Consider the following 20936-nt stretch of genomic DNA (forward strand, 5'->3'; position numbering starts at 1 on the left):
AGAAGGTCAGTGCGGTAGCTTGTTCTTGAGCAATCCGTATACAAAAGTACCCAATACGGCTGCTGCTATGACTATAAGCATGCTGTAGACTCCGGTTCCTATAAGAATGTACATGGGGCCGGGACAAGCTCCTGCCAACGCCCATCCTAACCCAAAAATACTACCTCCCAAAATATAACGGATAAAACTCTTGTCTTTGGGCATGAGTTTTATTTCGTTTCCCTCTATGCTTTTTACCTTGAATTTTTTGAGGGCCCAAATGGAAATGATGCCGAGTACTACGGCAGACCCGATGATTCCATACATGTGAAACGATTGAAATTTGAACATTTCATATATGCGATACCATGATACGGCTTCGGACTTGACCAGTACGATACCAAAGAATATACCTACGAATAAGAATTTTATAAATTTCATTATGCAAAGATTAAGGGTAGTAATAGGTGTGTCATTAGAAGTCCGCCTATAAAGAATCCGATTACGGCTATCAATGAAGGCAGTTGTAGGTTGCTCAGGCCGGTAATGGCATGTCCGGAAGTACAGCCGCCGGCATAGCGTGTGCCGAAGCCTACTAGAAAACCTGCAATGATCAATATGGCCAGGCCTTTGATCGATAGGGCGTTGTCCCAATCATAGATTTCTCCCGGTAGCAATGTGCTTCCTGCATTGTTGAAGCCCAATTCCTGTAAGTCTTTGATGGTTTCCGGGTTAAGGTCGATGGCCGAGCCGTCGGAAAGAAAGTTCACGGCTATAAAACCCCCGATAATCGCACCTAGCACAACGGTCAGGTTCCATTTTTGGGCCTTCCAATCGAACCTAAAGAAGTCCGAATACTTTCCGGCACCCCCTATGGTACATAGGGTCCTTAGATTTGATGACATGCCAAAAGTCTTCCCGAAATAAATCAGAAAGATCATTACCAAAGTAATCAAAGGCCCTGAAACGTACCAAGGCCATGGTTGAAGTATGCTGTCCATGTAGAAAAAATTTACGCAAAGGTAGGGCGAAAGAGGTTAGGGAAATGTAATCGGAGTTACAAAACATGTTAGAAATAAAAATGAAGGGCATTTTGTTTTTAGGAAAAAGGGTAAAAAGGAAATCGGAAATAAAAAACCCCTTGAAACGGGGGTTTCAAGGGGTTTTGAAGTGATCCTGACAAGATTCGAACTTGTAACCTTCTGATTCGTAGTCAGATGCGCTATCCAGTTGCGCCACAGGACCAATTAAGGTACTTTTGTTAGGGTGTTTCGAACCGAAACAAAAAAGAAACTCGTTTGAACCAGTTTTTTACCTAACGGGGTGCAAATATATTTCTTTTTACATTTACGGCAAAATATAAGTTACTTATTAAATGGATTTAAAAACCTTTATTAGGGATATTGATGATTTTCCGAGGCAGGGCGTAGTCTTTAAAGATATAACACCGCTGCTGGCAAATGCCAAGGCCATACGGTATACGCTTGATAAACTCGTGGAAATGGTGGGGGTGTATGGTGTAGACAAGGTAGTAGGTATGGAAAGCCGGGGCTTTTTCTTCGGGCCTCTTTTGGCCCAACGATTAAACGCGGGCTTTGTTCCCGTTCGTAAACCGAATAAACTGCCATCGGAAAAAATTAGCCAAACCTATGATTTGGAATACGGAACCGATACCTTGGATATGCACAGCGATGCGATCTTAGCGGGTGAAAAGGTCTTGGTGCACGACGATGTTCTCGCTACCGGCGGTACGGCAAGGGCTACCTGTAACTTGGTCGAACGTTTGGGGGGTGAAATCGTTCAATGTAATTTTTTGATCGAACTCGATTTTTTAAAGGGAAGGGACAAATTAGGAGAAACCCCTGTAAAAGCCCTTTTGAATTATTGACCCAAGGCACGTATGGTAACGAAATAACGCCACCCGATCAAAGCCATCTGAAATTTTGAAGCTTTTGAAAGGTCAAGTTGCTTTTTAGAGAAGGAGGGTAGAAGGAATCGGTTTACTTGGGCAAGTAACTTGAAAAACGATTGTTTCATGGTTTGGTTCTTTGGAAACGCTAACTTATTGATTTTAAAGTAAAAGACCGCCATTAAGCGGTCTTTTTTGTTGTATAGGCCTATATGATTCAACTTACGATACTATCGTGATCAGCGATACTAAGAGTAATAATAGAAGTTTTGCAAGAGTAATCATAAATAGGGGTTTTTTAGGTTAATAGATAGTTGATAATAATCGATTACCTAATTAAGATAGTTAAAAGAAATATTCGTTTCCAAGTGAAATCATGAGAATTATTCAATTTAAATACGGTTTTATAAGTGTAAAGACGGATTCGATTTATAATTTGAAAATGTTGTCTTCATTTATGTTATTTATTGAAGTTAAAAATGGTTTATGTAGTGTAAATTAGTAACATTTTAAGGGGCTTTTTCAAGACGATTTTCTTTTTTAAGCATAATTTTGCGCGGAAAATGATGCTTTTTGGTGCTATTCATTTTCAAGGTGTATTTTTTTCTCGTGGCTAAGGCCCAACAAAGACACCGTTTAATTAAAATCTTGGCATATCTTTGCTTTAATTCCCTGAAACCGATACATGCAGAATTTTATTTTTATTGTTCTTGGCCTCATGCTTTTGATAGCAGGTGGTAATTGGCTTTTAAAATCGGCTGTGGCCCTTTCTTTAAGATTGAGTATTCCGAAAATTGTTATCGGTATGACGGTAGTATCCTTTGCTACCTCGGCACCTGAACTGATTGTAAGTATAAAGGCCGCTCTTGATGGGTTTCCCGACTTGGCTTTGGGAAATGTGGTGGGTTCCAATATAGCGAACCTGGGCTTGGTTTTGGCCGTTACCGTTCTTATGGGGTCGATAGATGTGCGAAGAACCTTTTATACTACCGATTGGCCGGTTATGATGGCCGCATCGTTGCTCTTCTTTTTTTTCCTTTTCTTTGACGGGGAGCTGCAGCAGTATGAAGGAGGGATAATGGTCGTGGCCCTGTTCCTGTTTTTGGTGTATTTGCTCCGCTTTCAAAAACAGGCTGTGGAAGATGAGGCCCCTGAAGATGATTTGCCTTTGCCTTTGTATAAGTTGGTCCTCTTTTTAGGGCTTGGGGGTACGGCACTCTGGGGTGGCTCTGAGCTCCTTATTAACGGTGCGGTGGGTACGGCCAAGATATTTGGTGTAAGTGAGCGGATCATTGCCGTTACCGTGGTTTCTATAGGGACGAGTATCCCTGAATTGGCTGCTTCCGTAATTGCGGTAATTAAGAAGGAAAAAGCTATTTCCTTGGGTAATCTTATCGGGTCGAACATTTTTAACTTATTGGCGGTTTTGGGAATTACTTCTATAATAACCCCGATTAAAGTGGTCGATGAGCGTTTGTTAAGCAACGATATTTTTTGGATGCTGGGTATTTCCTTTCTGATTCTTCCCTTGGTATTCTTTCCTAAGGGGCTACGCTTGGGTTGGCGCGATGGTTTGGTGCTTCTGAGCTGTTACGTAGTCTTTGTGTATTTGACGGTTGCCTAGGACACATCGGTTCGGAACTTTTGTAATCTTCTATTTTTTTATTCCTTCGTTTAGACGGGGCCGACTTTTAGGTTTGGTTGGTGGCGGCTCTTTGGTGTTTCCTGGTTTTCTTTTAAGCCGATTTGGCGGCCTTGGTCGGTGAATATAGAGGAAAGGTGTATATCGTATAAATTAAAGAAAGAAGGGGGGGATTGGGCTTGTAGGAGGGCTTTCGCGTAGTGTATTCTTGCTAGGAAGCTAAATAGTAACCTAGGCTTAAAGAAAAACGCTCGAACCTATGGGTTCGAGCGTTTTACATTATATTAACAACAAAAAAATTAGATCGAATTAAACATCGGCAGATTTAACCGTTTTAACGATTCTTCCGGCGATTTTGTATGGGTCACCGTTAGAAGCTGGTCTTCTGTCTTCCAACCATCCTTTCCATCCGCTCTCAACAGTAGCGATAGGGATACGGATAGAGGCACCACGGTCAGAAATACCGTAGCTGAAATCATGGATCGATGCAGTTTCGTGAAGACCGGTCAAACGTTGGTCGTTGAACTCACCGTAAACGGCAATGTGTTCTTTTACTACTGGTCTGAAAGCCTCACATATTTTCTCGTAAACCTCTTTTGAGCCCGCAGTTCTTAAAGTAGTGTTAGAGAAGTTGGCGTGCATACCCGAACCATTCCAGTCCATGTCTTTTCCTAATGGTTTTGGGTGGTATTCAATATAGTAACCATATTGTTCCGATAGTCTGTCTAAAAGGTATCTGGCAACCCAAAGTTCGTCACCGGCCAATTTGGCTCCTTTGGCGAACAATTGAAATTCCCACTGGCCACAGGCAACCTCTTGGTTGATTCCTTCAAAGTTAAGTCCGGCAGCGATACATAGGTCGGCGTGCTCTTCGACCAACTGACGGCCATGTGTATTTTTACCTCCAACTGAACAGTAGTAAAGACCTTGTGGGGCAGGGTAGCCACCAACAGGGAAACCTAAAGGTAGTTGGGTATGGGCATCCATTATAAAGTATTCTTGCTCAAAACCAAACCAGAAATCGTTATCATCGTCATCAATAGTGGCTCTTCCGTTAGATTCATGAGGTGTTCCATCGGCATTAAGTACTTCGGTCATTACCAAAAATCCATCTTTTCTTGCTGGGTCTGGGAAGATAGCAACAGGCTTTAACAAGCAGTCCGAATCGCCGCCGATTGCCTGTCTCGTTGAACTTCCGTCGAAAGACCACATAGGGCAATCTTCCAATTTACCACTAAAGTCGTTTACGACCTTAGTCTTGCTACGCATGTTTTGCGTTGGGAAATATCCGTCCAACCAGATGTATTCTAATTTAGTTTTGCTCATAATTACGGTAGTTAATTTTACATTTAAAGACGAACAAAAATATGTTTTTTACTTAATTATACTAATTTTTAGGGGGGTAAATATGAAAAAATTGAGTATTATTTAGGATAGCCCTATTTTTTGAGGGGTATTTTGTGGTAAGTTGATTATTTCATCTTTTTATTATTAATTCGTTAATTGCTATTTTAGCCGAAATTTTTAAGTATATACTATGTCGAGACAGCGATTTGATGCAATGACCGAAAGCCGGAAAAGAGAGCGTGTAGGTGTTGAGGAAAAAGGGCGACGTTCCAAGCTTTTTGGAAGCAATGTTTTTAATAAGGAGCGTATGCTACAGTATCTTACCAAAGATGCTTTGGAAAGTGTGCAGGGGGCTATTTTCTCGGGATCTAAAATAGATAGAAAGATAGCTGACCAGGTGGCCGAGGCCATGAAAACCTGGGCTATAGAAATGGGTGCTACGCACTATACGCATTGGTTTCAGCCGCTTACGGGGGCAACTGCCGAAAAGCACGATGCTTTTTTTGATCTGCTGCCTGATGGCAGGGCCTTGGAGAAATTCGGCGGTGGTCAATTGGTGCAACAAGAGCCTGATGCTTCAAGTTTTCCAAGTGGTGGGATTCGCAATACTTTTGAAGCTCGTGGCTATACCGCATGGGACCCTACGAGTCCGGCTTTTGTTTACGATACGACACTTTGTATTCCAACAATCTTTGTTTCGTATACAGGTGAAGCTTTAGATAATAAGGCACCGCTTTTGCGTGCCCTTAATGCCATAGACGAGGCGGCAACCGCCGTGGCAAAATATTTTGATAAAACCGTGGTCAAGGTAAATGCTACTTTGGGCTGGGAGCAAGAGTACTTCTTGGTCGATAAGGCATTGGCCCATTCACGTAGTGATATAAGTCTGACGGGGAGAACCTTGGTAGGGCATTCGGCCGCAAAGGGACAGCAACTTGATGATCATTATTTTGGGGTGATACCCTTGAGGGCCATTAGTTTTATGAAGGAACTCGAGCTGGAATGTATGCGCCTGGGTATTCCCGTTAAGACAAGGCATAACGAAGTGGCGCCGAACCAATTTGAATTGGCCCCTGTTTTTGAAGAGGCTAATTTGGCGGTAGATCATAACCTGCTCTTGATGGATGTCATGGACCGCATTGCGGATAAGCACAACCTTAAAGTGCTCTTTCATGAAAAACCCTTTGCCGGTATCAATGGTTCGGGTAAGCACAATAACTGGTCGCTGGCGACCGATACGGGCGTGAATTTGTTGAGTCCGGGGTCTACGCCTATGAAGAACCTTCAGTTTTTGACCTTTTTTATCAATACTATCAAGGCGGTAGATACCTATGAAGAGCTGTTGCGTTCGTCTATAGCCTCGGCGAGCAATGACCATAGGTTGGGCGCGAACGAGGCTCCGCCGGCAATCTTGTCGATATTCGTTGGTAAGCAGTTGGGTAATGTGTTGGATGAATTGGAAGGCGTTTCCAAAGGAAAGTTGTCCCCTGAGGAAAAAACTGAGCTTAAATTGAACGTGGTAGGTAAAATACCTGAAATTCTACTTGACAATACGGATCGTAACAGGACTTCCCCCTTTGCCTTTACCGGAAATAAATTTGAAATGCGTGGCGTAGGTTCAAAAACGAACTGTGCCAAACCGATGACTATTTTGAACACTATAGTGGCCAAGCAACTGCGGGAGTTTAAAAAAGAGGTAGATGCGCTTGTCGATAAAAAGAGCCTTAAAAAGGATGAGGCCGTATTCAATGTTTTGCGGGAGTATATCAAAACTTCAAAACGCATTCGTTTTGATGGTGATGGTTATAGCGAAGATTGGCAAAAGGAAGCGGAACGCAGAAAGCTTAGTAACAATAAAACCACTCCGGCCGCCCTTCAGGTACTGACCTCAAAGCAAAGCTTGGAGCTCTTTGCATCTATGGGGGTGATGAGCGAAAAGGAGGTTGCCGCAAGGCAAGAAGTGGAACTTGAGGCCTATATCTTGCACATACAGATAGAGGGTAGGGTGTTGAACGAATTGGTATATAGCCATATTATCCCATCGGTAATAGAATATCAGAATATTTTGATCAAGAATGTGTTGGGACTCAAAGAAATTTATGGGGCGGCCCACCGAAAACTGACCGATGGTCAATCAGGTATTATAGAGCAGATCGCCGAACACATTGCCGAGCTTAAAAAACAGGTAGATGCAATGACGGATGCCCGTAGAAAAGCCAATAAACTGACCGATACCCGCAAAAAAGCCTTTGCATACAGTGACGATGTCAAGCCTTATTTTGAAAAAATAAGAATGCATTGTGATAAGCTGGAAATGCTTGTGGATAACCGTTATTGGCCCTTGGTCAAATATCGGGAGTTGTTGTCTATCAAATAATGAGAGTTTGTGTCGGCTTGGCCGTAAATTAGGTAAAAGACCTTATTATTGGTCAAGCTGATGTAAGGCAATGGTGAAAAGGTATACTAAGTAAAGAATATCTAAAACATTCTAAAGATGCATAGTACCTTAAAAAAATACCTTTTTACCCTGCTTTTTTTATTTTCGGTTTCCCTTTTCTCTCAGGGAGCGTGGACAAAGGCAAAAAACGAAGCTTACGTTCAGTTGTCGTTTTATAATATAGCTGGTTATTCGGGTATTTATGGAAACCCCGATTATAGAACCGAGCGAAAAATCACCGATAACACCCTTCAACTTTTTGGTGAATACGGTATTTCCGATAAGACTACGGTGCTCTTGAGCCTACCGGTTAAAATGATCAAAGCTGGCGATGTGGTGTCATCTACAGCTGGTGTGCCCATTACTTCTGATGGTTCTGAAACGACCTTGGGTAATTTGGTACTTGGTGTAAAACATCAACTTTATAATAATAAATGGGCGATTTCCGGACAGCTTAATGTCGAGGCCAATACCGGAAGCTATTTTGAAGCCTCGGGATTAAGAAGTGGCTATGATACTTATACCTTGTCCCCAAAACTGAATATCGGTAGGGGATATGCTAATTTCTTTGTTCAGGCATCCACGGGGGTCGATATCCGTTTTAACGACTATAGTTCAAGTTATAGGGCGGGGGCAGAGGTCGGTGTAAAACCTATAAAACGACTTTGGTTGATCGGTTTTCTTGATTTTTCCACCTCTTTCGAAAATGGGGATGTTGTGCTTCCGGAAGCCAATCGGGCTACGGGATTCTACCTCAATGATCAAGAGTACCTTGCGTATGGTATAAAGGGTATAGTTGAAATTACGCAAAAGTTTGGTGTGCTGGCGAACTACACCTCGGCCATCTCTGGAACCAACGTGCCGAAAAGGGCGGTTTTGGGCGGAGGGATTTATCACAAATTTTAATCTACTTGAGAACTTTTGGAAAGTTTTTTTTGTCAAGCGATGATTATTCGGTGAATACCTTATTTTTGCCAAAAAGCCGTAATAATGAGTTCATCTACCAGTGAAAGATACAGTCAAAGAGGGGTTTCTGCCTCAAAAGAAGATGTGCACAATGCCATAAAGAATATTGATAAGGGACTCTTTCCTAAGGCGTTCTGTAAAATCGTGCCTGATTATCTGACTAACGATGATGGGTACTGTTTGGTCATGCATGCCGACGGTGCGGGAACAAAATCGTCTTTGGCCTATATGTACTGGAAAGAAACGGGAGACCTCTCGGTATGGAAAGGTATTGCCCAAGATGCACTTATTATGAACATAGATGACCTTATCTGTGTGGGCGCTACCGATAATATTATGCTCTCCTCCACTATAGGACGGAATAAAAACTTGATTCCCGGTGAAGTAATATCGGAAATCATCAATGGTACCGAAGAGCTTATTGAAGATTTGGCCCAGCATGGTCTTACCATTCGGTCTACCGGAGGTGAAACTGCCGATGTGGGAGATTTGGTGCGTACCATTATTGTCGATTCAACGGTTACTGCCAGGTTAAGAAAGAAAGATGTAATCGATAACGCCAACATAAAGGCCGGTGACGTTATCGTAGGTTTGGCTTCTTTCGGACAGGCTTCCTATGAAAAGGAATATAACGGCGGTATGGGAAGTAATGGCCTTACTTCCGCTAGGCACGACGTTTTTTCCAAATATCTCGCCGAGAAATATCCTGAGAGTTTTGACGCTTCCGTACCTGATGATTTGGTGTATTCCGGTAATGTCAAGTTAACCGATAAGGTAGGTGAAAACGTGCCATTGGACGCGGGTAAACTGGTGTTGTCGCCTACCCGGACCTATGCGCCCATCGTAAAGAAAATATTAAGCAAATATACTTCCCAAGATATTCATGGTATGGTGCATTGTAGTGGTGGTGCGCAAACCAAGATTTTGCATTTTATCGATGAACTACATATCGTAAAAGATAATTTATTTCCGGTTCCCCCCCTGTTTAAATTGATTCAAGAACAATCCGGTACCGACTGGAAAGAGATGTATCAGGTCTTCAACTGCGGGCATCGTCTTGAAATCTATACCAATGAATCGGTGGCCGATGATCTTATCGCTATTTCCAAGAGTTTTGGGGTAGATGCGCAAATCGTTGGAAGGGTCGAGGCGCATTCCGCTAAAAAACTGACCATCGAGAGTCCTTATGGCAAGTTTGTATATTAAGGTATACGAATCGTTTCAATCCGCCGTTTTCTATAGTAAACAATTGTACTATGGAAAGAAAGCAGTTTTTGAAAAGTCTTGGGGCTAGTGCAGCCTTTGCTATCGCTTTTCCATGTCTTCATGCTTGTTCTACGGATAGCGAAGATGAAGACGGCGGTAATGTCCCGGTACCTACCGGGGTAGATTTTACCATTGACTTAAGTGCCCCTGAAAATGCGAAACTTGCCGAAAAAGGCGGATTCGTATTGAAAGATTTGGTGGTCGTTGTGCAGAATTTGGAAGGTGAATATGTAGCGGCGAGCCAGGTCTGTAGCCATCAAGGATATGAGCAGGTGCGTTTTGCAGATATAGATGGAGGAATATTTTATTGTGATGTACACGGGTCGCGTTTTGAACAAGACGGAACACCGATATACGAAAAAGTGGAAGGGGTGACCTCGAAGCCATTGAAAATTTTTAAGACCGAGCTGAACGATAATATGCTACGCGTATTTGAATAAGTGGCACTGATTTTGTTTTAGACCTAATATGAAAAAGATAATACTTTTGTTTTTTGTTGCTCTGGCTACTTCCCTTTCTGCCCAAGATTGGCAAGAAGATTACACACAGGCCTTGGCTTTGTCAAAAGCGGACAACAAGAAAATGGTATTGGTTTTTGCGGGCTCCGATTGGTGTGCGCCTTGCATAAAACTGGATAAGACCATCTGGCAATCGGAAGAGTTTAAAAAATTCGCCCAAAATGAACTGATACTTTATAAGGCCGATTTTCCACGGAAAAAAGCAAATCAACTTAGCGCTGAACTCAGTGCGAAAAATAAAGAGTTGGCCGAAAAGTTCAATCCCCAGGGGCACTTTCCCTTAGTGGTTCTTTTATCGGAAAAAGAAGAAGTCTTGGGGCGGACTGGCTATTTGAAGCTTTCTCCAAAAGAATATGTTGCGCATTTAAAATCCATGTTATAAGTGAGGGCGGTATTGTATATACTTTCTTTTTTGTTCTTTTCTATTGGTTTTTCCCAGGATAAGAAATTGGTAACCGTGCACAGGGCGATGGAGCTTATGGGCTCTCGGTTCGATATTACGGTGGTATCCGCCAATGAAGATTTAGGGTATATCAATATAGAGGAGGCTACCGCTGAAATCCAACGTATTGAAAATATGATTTCTTCTTGGAAACCCGATTCGGAAACCTCCTTGATAAATGCAAATGCGGGAATTAAACCGGTCAAGGTAAGTGCTGAAATGTTTATGCTGATAGAACGGGCCAAGAAACTTTCGGAAATTACCGATGGGGCCTTTGATATTTCTTTTGCCTCTATGGATGAAATATGGAGTTTTGATGGCTCCATGGTTCGAATGCCCAGTAAAAAGGAAATCGAAAATTCGGTAAAAAGAGTCGGCTACGAGAAAATCATCCTAGATTCGTCCGAAAAAACGGTATTTCTGGCTGAAAAAGGCATGAAAATTTCTTTCGGGGCCATAGGAAAGGGCTATGCGGCCGATAAGGCCAAAGAGCTTTTGGTTTCAAAACAGGTATTGGGGGGGATTATAAATGCGGCCGGCGACCTTACTACATGGGGGACGAAGGCTACAGGGGAAAAATGGCTTATTGGTATAGCCAATCCGCTGAGCGAAGAGAAAATCTTCTCTTGGTTACCTATCGTTGAGTCGTCTGTGGCCACTTCGGGCAACTATGAGAAGTATGTTGTCTTTAACGGGGTGAAGTATTCGCATATCATCGACCCTAGAACCGGGTATCCCTCTACGGGAATCAATAGTGTGTCCATATTTGCCAAAAGCGCCGAAATTTGTGATGCCTTGGCTACGGCCGTGTATATACTGGGTAAAAAAGAGGGGCTTGCCCTTATCAACCAATTGGGGGATACCGAGGCTATTTTGGTAGACGATAGCAATAAAGTGCACAAAAGCAGTGGCATATTACTGAACAACTAGGCCTAAGGGCTTATTCCTCTTTTTGCCGAAAACCTTAGGGATATCAATAAATGTGCAAATTTGTCGTAAATTCGCAGCACAAGTGATGTAAGATAATGATAGATAAACTCAATATAGTTAAGCAGCGTTTTGATGAGGTTTCCGACCTTATTATTCAGCCCGATATTATTTCGGATCAGAAACGTTATGTGGAATTGACCAAAGAATACTCCGATTTAAAAGAGCTTGTGGCAAAACGTGAACAGTACGTGGAGCTTATGGATAATATTCAGGAAGCCGATGAAATTATAGCGGATGGCAGTGACGCCGAAATGGTGGAAATGGCCAAAATGCAGTTGGAAGAAGCTAAAGAGGCCCTTCCGCAATTGGAGGAGGAAATCAAGTTGATGCTTATTCCCAAGGATCCAGAAGACGCCAAAGATGTCGTAGTCGAGATCAGGGCCGGAACGGGGGGTGATGAAGCCAGTATTTTTGCTGGGGACCTGTTTCGTATGTATACCAAATATTGTGAGAGCAAAGGTTGGAAGACCAATGTCATCGATTTGAGTGAAGGTACCAGTGGGGGGTATAAGGAAATCCAATTTGAAGTAACCGGCAAGGATGTCTATGGAACTTTAAAGTTCGAGGCAGGGGTACACCGTGTACAGCGTGTGCCACAGACCGAGACCCAAGGGAGGGTACATACCAGTGCGGCTACCGTTATGGTGCTTCCGGAAGCCGAGGATTTTGATGTGCAAATCGATCCCAAAGACGTTCGAATAGATTTCTTCTGTTCTTCTGGGCCTGGAGGGCAGTCTGTAAACACTACGTATTCAGCGGTGCGTTTAACGCATATCCCTACCGGATTGGTGGCGCAATGTCAAGACCAGAAATCACAGCACAAGAACAAAGACAAGGCTTTTAGGGTGTTGCGTTCGCGTTTGTACGATCTAGAACTTGCCAAAAAACAGGAAGAAGATGCTGCAAAGCGAAATTCCCAGGTGAGTAGCGGTGACCGTTCGGCAAAGATTAGAACTTATAACTATCCGCAAGGACGGGTTACCGATCACCGTATCGGACTTACCTTGTACGATCTGCAAAATATTATTGATGGCGATATCCAAAAGATAATCGATGAGTTGAGTTTTGTAGAGAATACCGAAAAACTAAAAGAAGCTTCCGAGATTTTCTAGCCGACCTAAATTTTCAAGAATCTTAATTATAGCCGTAGCGATACTATGACTACAGAACAACTTGTTGCCCAGATTTATAAGAAAAAATCCTTCCTCTGCATTGGCCTTGATACCGATTTGGAAAAGGTGCCACCGCATCTATTGGAAGAGGAGGACCCCATATTTGCCTTTAATAAGGCGATAATTGACGCGACACATGATATTTGCGTCTCGTACAAGCCGAACATTGCATTTTATGAGGCTTATGGTATCAAGGGCTGGCAAGCTTTGGAGAAGACGATTCGTTACCTAAATGAAAATTATCCTGAGCAATTCACCATTGCCGATGCCAAGAGAGGGGATATAGGAAATACCTCTACGCGTTACGCTAAGGCTTTTTTAGAGGACTTACAGTTTGATTCGGTGACCATAGCTCCGTATATGGGAAAAGATTCCGTAGAGCCGTTTTTAGCCTTTAAGGATAAACATACCATATTGTTGGCCCTGACCTCGAATGTGGGAGCCTTTGATTTTCAAACCAAATTGGTAGATGGTAAGGAATTGTACAAGACCGTTCTTGAGACCTCAAAGTCCTATGAGAATTCCGAAAACTTAATGTATGTGGTCGGTGCGACCAAGGCGGAGTATCTAAAGGAGATACGCGAAATCGTACCTGATAGTTTTCTGCTGGTTCCCGGGGTGGGGGCACAGGGGGGTAGTCTAAAGGATGTCTGCGAAAATGGAATGAACGATAAGGTTGGCCTTCTTGTAAACTCTTCGCGAGGTATCATATACGCCTCGGCAGAATCGGATTTTGCGGACGCGGCAAGGCAAAAAGCCTTAGAGCTTCAAGGTCAAATGGCCGAACTGCTATAGTTTCGGTTGAAACTACTTGATCATATTCTCTAAAACTTTTTGAATCTTAAGGGCTTTTTGCTCAAAAAACTCTACCAATTTGGCATCGGTATATTTCATGTCGCTTGCCTTGCTTAAAAAAGTTTGATACTGGTACTCTAAAAGAGAAATCGCGTTTCTATTAGAGGTTATTGGAGTAACTGTTCCTACTTTGCAATACTGATTTTCCATAGTCTTATAATCCTTTACAACAAATATACGGACGGAAATTGTCTTTGGATGTCGATAATCGCTGTATATGGCAAAAATTAAGATGAATTGATGATTTATTTACAATTACTCAATCTGCTTGCTGAGAATCTTATGGTGTACTTGTTAATAACTCCAATTTTCTTGTGGTTTTGGTAAAGTGTTTTTTGTTAAAATAATGTGGTATTGTCGATCATTTGCTTGTTTTGTATTGTGTTGATAATCAGATTCTTGGTTTTTCTTCCTGTTTATTGCGTTTTTTGTTTTTTTTAAGGTGGTGTGGATTATATTTCGGTTACGGCCTGAAATTGGATCAAAAGATTTAATACATTGCAAGGTTTCCTAATTGGAAAAGTCGAGAGAACACTTTGTTAAATTACGTTACATATCTGCATCAAGAGTCTGATTCTTGGGTGACCTTCGTACATGGTGCCGGAGGCAGTTCTTCTATTTGGTACAAACAGTTGAGGGAGTTTAAGAAACACTTTAATATTTTACTGTTGGACCTTAGGGGGCATGGTGACTCAAAACCGAGCCTAAAGGATGCCTTCGACGATAAATATACCTTTGATTATATTACAGAGGATATTTTGGAAGTGTTGGACTATCTGAAAATTCAAAAATCGCATTTTATCGGTATTTCGCTGGGCACGGTGCTTATAAGGAATTTGGCCGAAAAACATCCCGATCGTGTGGAAAGCATGGTTTTGGGCGGGGCTATTATCCGGTTGGATATGCGATTCAGGATTTTAATGGGCTTTGGAGGGCTTTTTAAGTCCTTGGTACCCTATATATGGCTCTATAAATTATTCACGTTTGCCATCATGCCGGATGGAAACCATAAAGAGTCACGCTTGCTTTTTGTGAGAGAGGCCAAGCGAATGTATCAGAAGGAATTTGTAAGATGGTACAAGATGGGTTCGCAAATCAATAGGCTCTTGCGTTTCTTTAGGGCAGGGGATGTCGATATTCCTACACTTTATGTGATGGGGGGTGAAGACTATCTTTTTTTGCCTTCCGTCAAAAAAATGGTCCAAAAACAATCTCAGTCGAGTTTGTTGACCATTGAGCATTGCGGGCACGTAGTGAACGTGGAACAGCCACAACTCTTCAATCGCTTTGTTATTGACTTTGTTTCCGATGTCGATAGAGGGTATTAGATTTTGAACTGTAAAGAAATCTATTATTTTTTGAAACTGGGTGCAATGCTCTTTTCTATTGAAAAGGCACAAAAAAACCGGTGCTCCCACCGGTTTTAAACTAACTAACTCAAAAATTACTAACTCAAAATATTCAATATTGTAATCTTAAACCTATGGTGTTCGATCAAAGGTCGCGGATAAGTTGTCTTTAAAGACTATCTATGAGTTTAACGGGTTAATTTTCAAGTTATTGTAAGATTTTTACTAAATATTTTTTTTAATCTTGAAGGCTGAAAACGCGCTTTAAAAGATCGGTTGTACGCGAAGCGGCATTGTTTCTTATTTCCTTTTCCTCGACCGCGATCATGGTGTAAACGCCCTTGAGTGCTTCTTGGGTAACATAGTCGGTCAAATCAGGGTTTACCTTCTTTGTAAGGGGTATGCTATTGTATTTTGAGATGAGGTTGCTCCATACCTTATCGGCACCTACTTTATCGAAAGAGTTTTTGATGACGGGGTTGAATTTGGCGTAGAGTTGGGTTTGTGTGGCCGAGGTGAGGTATTGGGTGGCGGCATCGTCACTACCTAATAAAATGTTCTTGGCATCATTGAAGGTGATACCTTTTACCGCATCGACAAAAATAGGGGTAGCTTCGCCTACGGCATCTTCTGCGGCCCTATTGATTACCTTTAGGCCTTCGTCGGCCAAATTTCCAAGTCCGATATCTCGAAGGGTCTTATCAACCTTTTGAAGTTCTTCGGGTAAAAGAATTTTTACGGCTTCGTTCTTTAGGAAGCCGTCTTCTTGAGTGAGCTTGCTTACCTGGCTTTTAATGCCTTTGTCAAGGGCTTGTCGTAGGCCGGCGGCAATTTGGTCATTGCCGAGGGCGGTTTGTCCTTGGGGCAATTGGTCTATAACTTGTTGAAGTTCGCCACAGGCCGTTAGGTTCAGTGCGAGAAATAAGAGAAATATTTTTTTCATAGCTGCTTTTTTGTCTATTAGGAAAAATAAAAGTGTGGCCTATCCAAATGGGTATGCCTTTTCTTTCTTTTATGTATCGAATTATATTACGAAAAAATGACGGTCTTATTGTTGTAGACCATAGTCTTTCTTAGAATATGTAGTTTAACGGCCCTTGAAAGCACTATTTTTTCAAGATCCCGGCCCTTGGCGATAAAGTCTTTGATGCTATGGGCGTGGGTTACCGTAGTAACGTCTTGTTCTATGATCGGTCCCGCATCGAGTTCTTCGGTAACGTAATGGCTCGTAGCCCCAATGATCTTAACGCCACGTTTAAAGGCTGCATGATAGGGTTTGGCGCCTGCAAATGCCGGAAGAAACGAGTGGTGGATGTTGATAATACGATTGGGGAAGTTGCTAATGATTTTCGGACTTACAATTTGCATATACCGCGCCAAGACAATAAAATTTACGCCGTGTTGCTTGAGTAGTTCCAATTGTTTCGTCTCAGCTTCGGCCTTAGTGTCCTTGGTTACGGGTATGTGGTAGAACGGAATGTCAAATTGTTCGGCAATGGGCTTAAGGTCGGGGTGGTTGCTGATGATAAAAGGAATCTCTACTTCGAGCTCACTGGAGTTAAACCGGCTTAAAAGGTCGTATAAACAGTGATTGTATTTTGATACGAAAATGGCCATCTTAGGTTTTATGCCGGCTTCATGCATGCTCCATTGCATGTTGTACCGGTCGGCTAGTTCTTTCTGGAATTCGTTCTTGAACGTTTCTTTTGAAAATGTTGAAAGGTCAAAGTCACTGTCAAGACGCATAAAGAAGACATTGGCCTCTTTGTCTACATGTTGGTCCAAATATATGATGTTGCCATGGTGCTGATGGATAAAATTCGTGACAGCACTTATGATTCCCGCTTGATCGGGGCAATGGATAAGAATGGTCGTTTTCAAAATCGATAATTTAAAACTTCAAAATTAGAACTTTAAACTAACAATTTTAGTATAATTCGGGTTTTAAAACAAAATGGGGTGCAGCGACTTAATTCCAATAATTGGAACCTCCATCGGGAAACGAACTGCGCCACTTTTTAAACGAACGTCTAAAACTTTTGATTTCTTTTCGAAGCAGATTAAGATATTCCTTTTCCTTTACACCATCTTTTTCAAGGCCGGTACAGTACGAATTAATGTTTCGTATCATAATATTGATAAAGCTGGCGCTCTTCATCCGTTCAATATGGCACCCGCTTATTTCCGCCAAGGCAATTTTCTTAGGTATTAGAATGGCATCGGTCAATAGGGAGTCGGCAATGCTATCCCTATGGCTATTAGATTGGTAGAGTTTTAAAAGGTCTTTGTTCAAAGAAACATACGAAGCAATTTCCCTGCTCATATGGCAGAGCTCTAGGGCTTTTTTGTAGACGGGTATGTCACGAAGATTCTTGTAAGACATTTTTCTTTTACTAGCAATTTTGTTTCATAAAGTTACGGCCAGTTTTGAACTTTTGTCTTTAGAAACGAAAGTGATTTTGTAAATTAGCTTTAGATAATAAGGTTTTTATAATTTTTAGACACGAAAATGAATATAGATGATTTAAACTGGAAAATACTCAAATGCCTTCAGGCAAATGCGCGTGAAACCTTTGCCGATATTGGGCGCCAAGTCGGCTTAACGGCACCGGCAGTAGCGGAGCGCATCAAGAAGATGGAAGACCTGGGAATTATAGAAGGGTATATTACTAAAGTGTCTCATGCAAAGACGGGTCATCACTTAAAGGCCATTATTACCCTTAGGGCCTTTATGGGGAAATTAAAACCTTTTTTAGAGATGGTGAAGACCTATAAAGAGGTTGTGAACTGCTATAGGATTACGGGTAACGAGAACATTGTAATGGAGGTAGTGCTGAAAGATCAGTTTCATTTGGAGCGCTTTATCGATAAGCTGATTCAGTATGGTGAAACACGCACCCATATCATTCTTTCCAATGTGGTGTCAAGCGCGCCTATTGGGAAGAACACTTTTTAAAAATGTAATTTATTTTCGGCAATTGGTCTTTAATTCGTGGTGTGGGCTAATTAAGAGTTCCTTATATTTAGCTTTCCGTTTTTTTCGGAAGGACACACTGTACGAAATGAAACAATTGGGATTCTTGGCAATGCTGCTATCTTCTTTTGGGCTATGGGCCCAAATACGCGTAGATGATACCACATATTCGGTGGAAGAATTGATTCGTGATATCTTGGTGGATAGTAATTGTGCGGAAACGTCGAATTATAGTTCACAAACCGGGTCTGCGGAAGGTTTGAACGGTATTGGTTATTTTCAGGCCAACGGTAGTGATTTTCCGTATGAGGAAGGTATTGTGCTCAGTACGGGTCGGGCCAAATTGGCCGAAGGCCCAAATGTCGATATTCATGATTCTGGTAGCGAAAAGTGGGCCGGTGATGACGATTTACGGGCCATTACTAGTTCTGATGCACTTTATAACGCCTCTTACATTCAATTTGATTTTGTTCCGTATGCGGACCGTATCACTTTCAATTTCCTGTTTGCTTCCGAAGAATACCAAGAGAACTTTCAATGTGTTTTTGGCGACGTCTTTGCTTTTATCTTGACCGACTCCAAAGGGGTCTCCAAAAATTTGGCGGTTATTCCGAATAGTCAACTTCCTGTTAGGGTAACTACGATAAGGCCAGGGGTAAATGAGGAATGTTTGCCGCGTAATCTTGAATACTTTGACAAGATAAACGACGAAAATTCGGCTATATCGTTTCATGGTCAGACCAAAAGTTTTACGGCTGAATCGAAAGTGGTGCCAGGCAATGCTTATAATATAAAACTGGTGATTGCCGATAACCGCGATTCGCAGGTAGATTCGGCGGTGTTTCTGGAGGCGGGAAGTTTTACTTTAGGGGCAGATCTAGGTGAAAATAGAACGGTAGAAGATGGTAATCCAATGTGTATTGGGGAGACCATCGCTTTGGATGCGACCACTGAAGGAGTAGGTGAGTATAAGTGGTATAAAGATGAAGTCGAACGGGTCGAATGGGCAGGCTTGTCCAAGGTAGATGTTACCGAGAGTGGAAAGTATCGCGTAGATATAGGGTTTTCTGAATCATGTGTCGCTAATGGAGGCGTGACACTTGAGTTTATTTTGCCGCCCCAAATTATATCGCCCCCTGTTTCTTTGAATTTTTGTGATGTTGATGCCACTGGTAAGCAGGTCGTTGACCTTACCGTTAATTCTGAACTCATATTGGGAGGGCAAGACCCTAAAATTTATCAGCTTACCTACTACTCGTCGGAAGAAGATGCGCGGGCTTTTAAAAATGCTATAGGGAATCCGACCGCGTATGAGTTGACCCATGCTTTCGAGACGGTTTTTGTTCGGATATCGTCAGGAAATAGTTGTTACGAAATTGCGACGTTTGAATTGAAATTATTGGGAATTGATTTCCGGTCCGAGCTTCAAGAGGAATATGTCTTGTGTTTGGGGGCTGACGGGGAAACCCTTGAACCCTTGCCGGTTTTGGATACGGGGTTATCCGCATCGGTATACAGCTTTGCTTGGTATAAAGGGGAGTTGTCCCCTGAAAACAAGATTGCCGATGCTAGCGATGCTTCTTTTACGGCAAGCGAAGCGGGTACCTATATTGTGCAACTTCAAAATATGGAGTTGGGGTGTGAATTTTCTTTGGCTACCCAGGTGTTTGTTTCTTCTCGTGCCAGAGTGTTTGAAATTGATTTTGTTTCAGATCCGTTCACCGAGAATACCACAATCGATATTATAGCTGAAGGAGATGGGAATTATCGCTACAGTGTCGATGGCCTTGATTTTACCTCCGCTAATAGGTTCGAGGGCTTGTCGGCAGGAGGGCATACCGCATACCTAACCGATGAGTACAACTGTAGCGTGCTTTCAAAGGAATTTATGGTTGTCGATTTTCCGAGATTCTTTACCCCTAATGGTGATGGGGTCAATGATACGTGGTCTATTATAGATGTTCCCCAATTGGAAAACCCCGAGGTGACGATTTATAATCAATACGGTATGCTGATACGTCAATTGAAGGGGAATCTTGCTTGGGACGGTTCTTTCAACGGAGGTATTGCTCCTTCGAATGATTATTGGTTCAGGATAGCATATACCAAAGATGGGGAGCGAAAGGAGTTTAAGGGCCATTTCTCCCTAAAAAGATAATCGCTGCCTTGAATATCGATGTTGTATCTGTAATTTTTTGTGTTTTTGAATAAAAACACAAACTTTCTGTAGGAGAACGCTCGCTAATTATTAATTTTAATTTATGGATTTGGATAAAATTAATGAGTACGCGCAAATCGCAATAGATAAGGCGGTTTTCTATATACCTCGAATTTTCTTGGCCGGAATTATTTTGTGGATCGGCTTTAAGGTGGCCGCGAAAGTGGTCGATCTTGTAAGAAAAGCGTTGGAACGAACGGGTTTCTCTGAAACCTTGCGCCCTTTTTTGTCATCGATAGTGGGGGTACTTTTAAAGGGTACGGTGCTATTTATTATAGCTACGGTGCTCGGTGCCGACCTTACGGGACTTTTTGCGATACTGGCCGCGGCGGCATTTGCCGTGGGTATGGCCTTACAGGGTAGCTTGGGGAATTTTGCTTCGGGCATCTTGATTTTGACATTAAAGCCGTTTAAGGTAAACGATTGGATCCAGGTTGAGGAGAAGTTCGGTAGGGTAGTGGAAATCGGTATTTTTAGTACCGATGTGCTGACGCCGGGCAATAAAATATTGATCATTCCCAATTCAATGATTACCGACTCGGTGGTGACCAATTATTCGGAAAAGGGTATGATCAGGTTGGAGCTTGAAGTTACTATGCCTTATGAAGAAAGTTTTCCCAAGGTAAGGGAGGTGTTGGCAAGCTCGTTAAAGGAGGTTTCAAAAATTCTTCCCCAGCCCGAACCTGAAATCGGTATTTTGGATTTTGATTCGCACAACGTGCGATTAATTGTAAGGCCATACGTGTTGCCCGATGACTTTTGGGAGGTAACCTTTAATGCCAATAAAGCTATCAAGAAGGCTTTTAGCAGCAATGGTGTTAAAGTGGCTTACTCCGAAGGAGTGGAGATAGGTAAGATAGGCGAGTAGGTGT

At 42.3% G+C, this 20936-nt stretch carries 22 protein-coding genes and 1 tRNA gene; 14 read left to right on the top strand and 9 right to left on the bottom strand.

Annotated elements, in window-relative coordinates:
- Nucleotides 1-6 precede the first annotated feature (6 nt).
- The 3 genes from BW980_RS15315 to BW980_RS15325 form a co-directional block, all read right to left on the bottom strand.
- Entirely contained in the window at nt 7-420 is a 414-nt protein-coding gene (locus BW980_RS15315; protein WP_076456044.1) for a DUF6691 family protein, read from the bottom strand.
- On the bottom strand, nt 420-980 hold the full coding sequence (locus tag BW980_RS15320; protein ID WP_076456045.1) for a YeeE/YedE family protein: 561 nt from the start codon (nt 978-980) through the stop codon (nt 420-422). The genes BW980_RS15315 and BW980_RS15320 overlap by 1 nt, the downstream gene beginning before the upstream one ends.
- 170 nt (nt 981-1150) lie before the next feature.
- Nucleotides 1151-1224, bottom strand: a tRNA-Arg gene (locus BW980_RS15325).
- A gap of 130 nt (nt 1225-1354) precedes the next feature.
- Between BW980_RS15325 and BW980_RS15330 the strand changes: the two genes are divergently transcribed.
- The gene (locus BW980_RS15330; protein WP_076456046.1) at nt 1355-1867 is read left to right on the top strand and encodes an adenine phosphoribosyltransferase; all 513 of its coding nucleotides are present in this window, start codon (nt 1355-1357) and stop codon (nt 1865-1867) included.
- On the opposite strand, the gene BW980_RS15335 is transcribed toward BW980_RS15330, so the two are convergent.
- Nucleotides 1861-2016 carry an SsrA-binding protein gene (locus BW980_RS15335; protein WP_076456294.1) on the bottom strand — a complete coding sequence of 52 codons (156 nt, stop codon included), beginning with the start codon at nt 2014-2016 and terminating at the stop codon, nt 1861-1863. The two genes, BW980_RS15330 and BW980_RS15335, sit on opposite strands and share 7 nt — an antisense overlap.
- A 557-nt stretch (nt 2017-2573) precedes the next feature.
- On the opposite strand from BW980_RS15335, the gene BW980_RS15340 reads away from it, so the two are divergent.
- Nucleotides 2574-3512 carry a calcium/sodium antiporter gene (locus BW980_RS15340; protein WP_076456047.1) on the top strand — a complete coding sequence of 313 codons (939 nt, stop codon included), beginning with the start codon at nt 2574-2576 and terminating at the stop codon, nt 3510-3512.
- 327 nt (nt 3513-3839) lie between these two features.
- On the opposite strand, the gene BW980_RS15345 is transcribed toward BW980_RS15340, so the two are convergent.
- Nucleotides 3840-4856, bottom strand: coding sequence for a glutamine synthetase beta-grasp domain-containing protein (locus tag BW980_RS15345; protein ID WP_076456048.1), 1017 nt, complete (start codon nt 4854-4856; stop codon nt 3840-3842).
- Between the two features lie 211 nt (nt 4857-5067).
- Here BW980_RS15345 and BW980_RS15350 point away from each other — a divergent pair, with 211 nt between their 5' ends.
- The 8 genes from BW980_RS15350 (at nt 5068) to pyrF (ending at nt 13463) form a co-directional block, all read left to right on the top strand.
- Complete coding sequence (locus BW980_RS15350) at nt 5068-7254, top strand: glutamine synthetase III family protein (RefSeq protein WP_076456049.1); 2187 nt, start codon at nt 5068-5070, stop codon at nt 7252-7254.
- A 117-nt stretch (nt 7255-7371) separates the two neighbouring features.
- A complete protein-coding gene (locus BW980_RS15355; protein ID WP_076456050.1) occupies nt 7372-8220 on the top strand; it encodes a transporter in 849 nt (282 codons plus the stop codon).
- Nucleotides 8221-8304: 84 nt separating this feature from the next.
- Entirely contained in the window at nt 8305-9486 is a 1182-nt protein-coding gene (locus tag BW980_RS15360) for an AIR synthase related protein (protein ID WP_076456051.1), read from the top strand.
- A gap of 50 nt (nt 9487-9536) precedes the next feature.
- Nucleotides 9537-9986 (top strand): QcrA and Rieske domain-containing protein, encoded by a 450-nt coding sequence (locus tag BW980_RS15365; protein ID WP_076456052.1) that lies wholly within the window; start codon nt 9537-9539, stop codon nt 9984-9986.
- A gap of 28 nt (nt 9987-10014) precedes the next feature.
- Nucleotides 10015-10446: a thioredoxin family protein gene (locus tag BW980_RS15370; protein WP_076456053.1), complete on the top strand. Its 432-nt coding sequence runs from the start codon at nt 10015-10017 to the stop codon at nt 10444-10446.
- 30 nt (nt 10447-10476) lie between these two features.
- Complete coding sequence (locus tag BW980_RS15375) at nt 10477-11436, top strand: FAD:protein FMN transferase (protein WP_394333500.1); 960 nt, start codon at nt 10477-10479, stop codon at nt 11434-11436.
- A 95-nt stretch (nt 11437-11531) separates the two neighbouring features.
- Nucleotides 11532-12608 carry a peptide chain release factor 1 gene (gene prfA, locus BW980_RS15380; protein ID WP_076456055.1) on the top strand — a complete coding sequence of 359 codons (1077 nt, stop codon included), beginning with the start codon at nt 11532-11534 and terminating at the stop codon, nt 12606-12608.
- Nucleotides 12609-12653: 45 nt separating this feature from the next.
- Nucleotides 12654-13463, top strand: coding sequence for an orotidine-5'-phosphate decarboxylase (gene pyrF, locus BW980_RS15385; protein ID WP_076456056.1), 810 nt, complete (start codon nt 12654-12656; stop codon nt 13461-13463).
- A gap of 12 nt (nt 13464-13475) precedes the next feature.
- Here pyrF and BW980_RS15390 read toward each other — a convergent pair whose 3' ends face one another.
- A complete protein-coding gene (locus BW980_RS15390) occupies nt 13476-13673 on the bottom strand; it encodes a hypothetical protein (RefSeq protein ID WP_046287489.1) in 198 nt (65 codons plus the stop codon).
- A 386-nt stretch (nt 13674-14059) separates the two neighbouring features.
- On the opposite strand from BW980_RS15390, the gene BW980_RS15395 reads away from it, so the two are divergent.
- A complete protein-coding gene (locus BW980_RS15395; protein ID WP_076456057.1) occupies nt 14060-14851 on the top strand; it encodes an alpha/beta fold hydrolase in 792 nt (263 codons plus the stop codon).
- Between the two features lie 259 nt (nt 14852-15110).
- On the opposite strand, the gene BW980_RS15400 is transcribed toward BW980_RS15395, so the two are convergent.
- The 3 genes from BW980_RS15400 to BW980_RS15410 all read right to left on the bottom strand — a co-directional run bounded on the left by BW980_RS15400 (nt 15111) and on the right by BW980_RS15410 (nt 17255).
- Complete coding sequence (locus BW980_RS15400; protein WP_013994145.1) at nt 15111-15815, bottom strand: DUF4197 domain-containing protein; 705 nt, start codon at nt 15813-15815, stop codon at nt 15111-15113.
- A gap of 86 nt (nt 15816-15901) precedes the next feature.
- On the bottom strand, nt 15902-16753 hold the full coding sequence (purU, locus tag BW980_RS15405; protein ID WP_139327702.1) for a formyltetrahydrofolate deformylase: 852 nt from the start codon (nt 16751-16753) through the stop codon (nt 15902-15904).
- Nucleotides 16754-16841: 88 nt separating this feature from the next.
- Nucleotides 16842-17255: a hypothetical protein gene (locus BW980_RS15410; protein WP_076456059.1), complete on the bottom strand. Its 414-nt coding sequence runs from the start codon at nt 17253-17255 to the stop codon at nt 16842-16844.
- A 126-nt stretch (nt 17256-17381) separates the two neighbouring features.
- Between BW980_RS15410 and BW980_RS15415 the strand changes: the two genes are divergently transcribed.
- From BW980_RS15415 to BW980_RS15425, 3 genes are all read left to right on the top strand, one after another.
- On the top strand, nt 17382-17828 hold the full coding sequence (locus BW980_RS15415; RefSeq protein WP_076456060.1) for an Lrp/AsnC family transcriptional regulator: 447 nt from the start codon (nt 17382-17384) through the stop codon (nt 17826-17828).
- A gap of 106 nt (nt 17829-17934) precedes the next feature.
- Nucleotides 17935-20004, top strand: a complete 2070-nt coding sequence (locus tag BW980_RS15420; protein ID WP_076456061.1) for a T9SS type B sorting domain-containing protein — start codon at nt 17935-17937, stop codon at nt 20002-20004.
- 103 nt (nt 20005-20107) lie between these two features.
- A complete protein-coding gene (locus BW980_RS15425; RefSeq protein ID WP_175609902.1) occupies nt 20108-20932 on the top strand; it encodes a mechanosensitive ion channel family protein in 825 nt (274 codons plus the stop codon).
- The last annotated feature ends 4 nt before the right edge of the window (nt 20933-20936 follow it).

This window comes from Zobellia uliginosa (assembly GCF_900156625.1).
Lineage (GTDB): Bacteria > Bacteroidota > Bacteroidia > Flavobacteriales > Flavobacteriaceae > Zobellia > Zobellia uliginosa.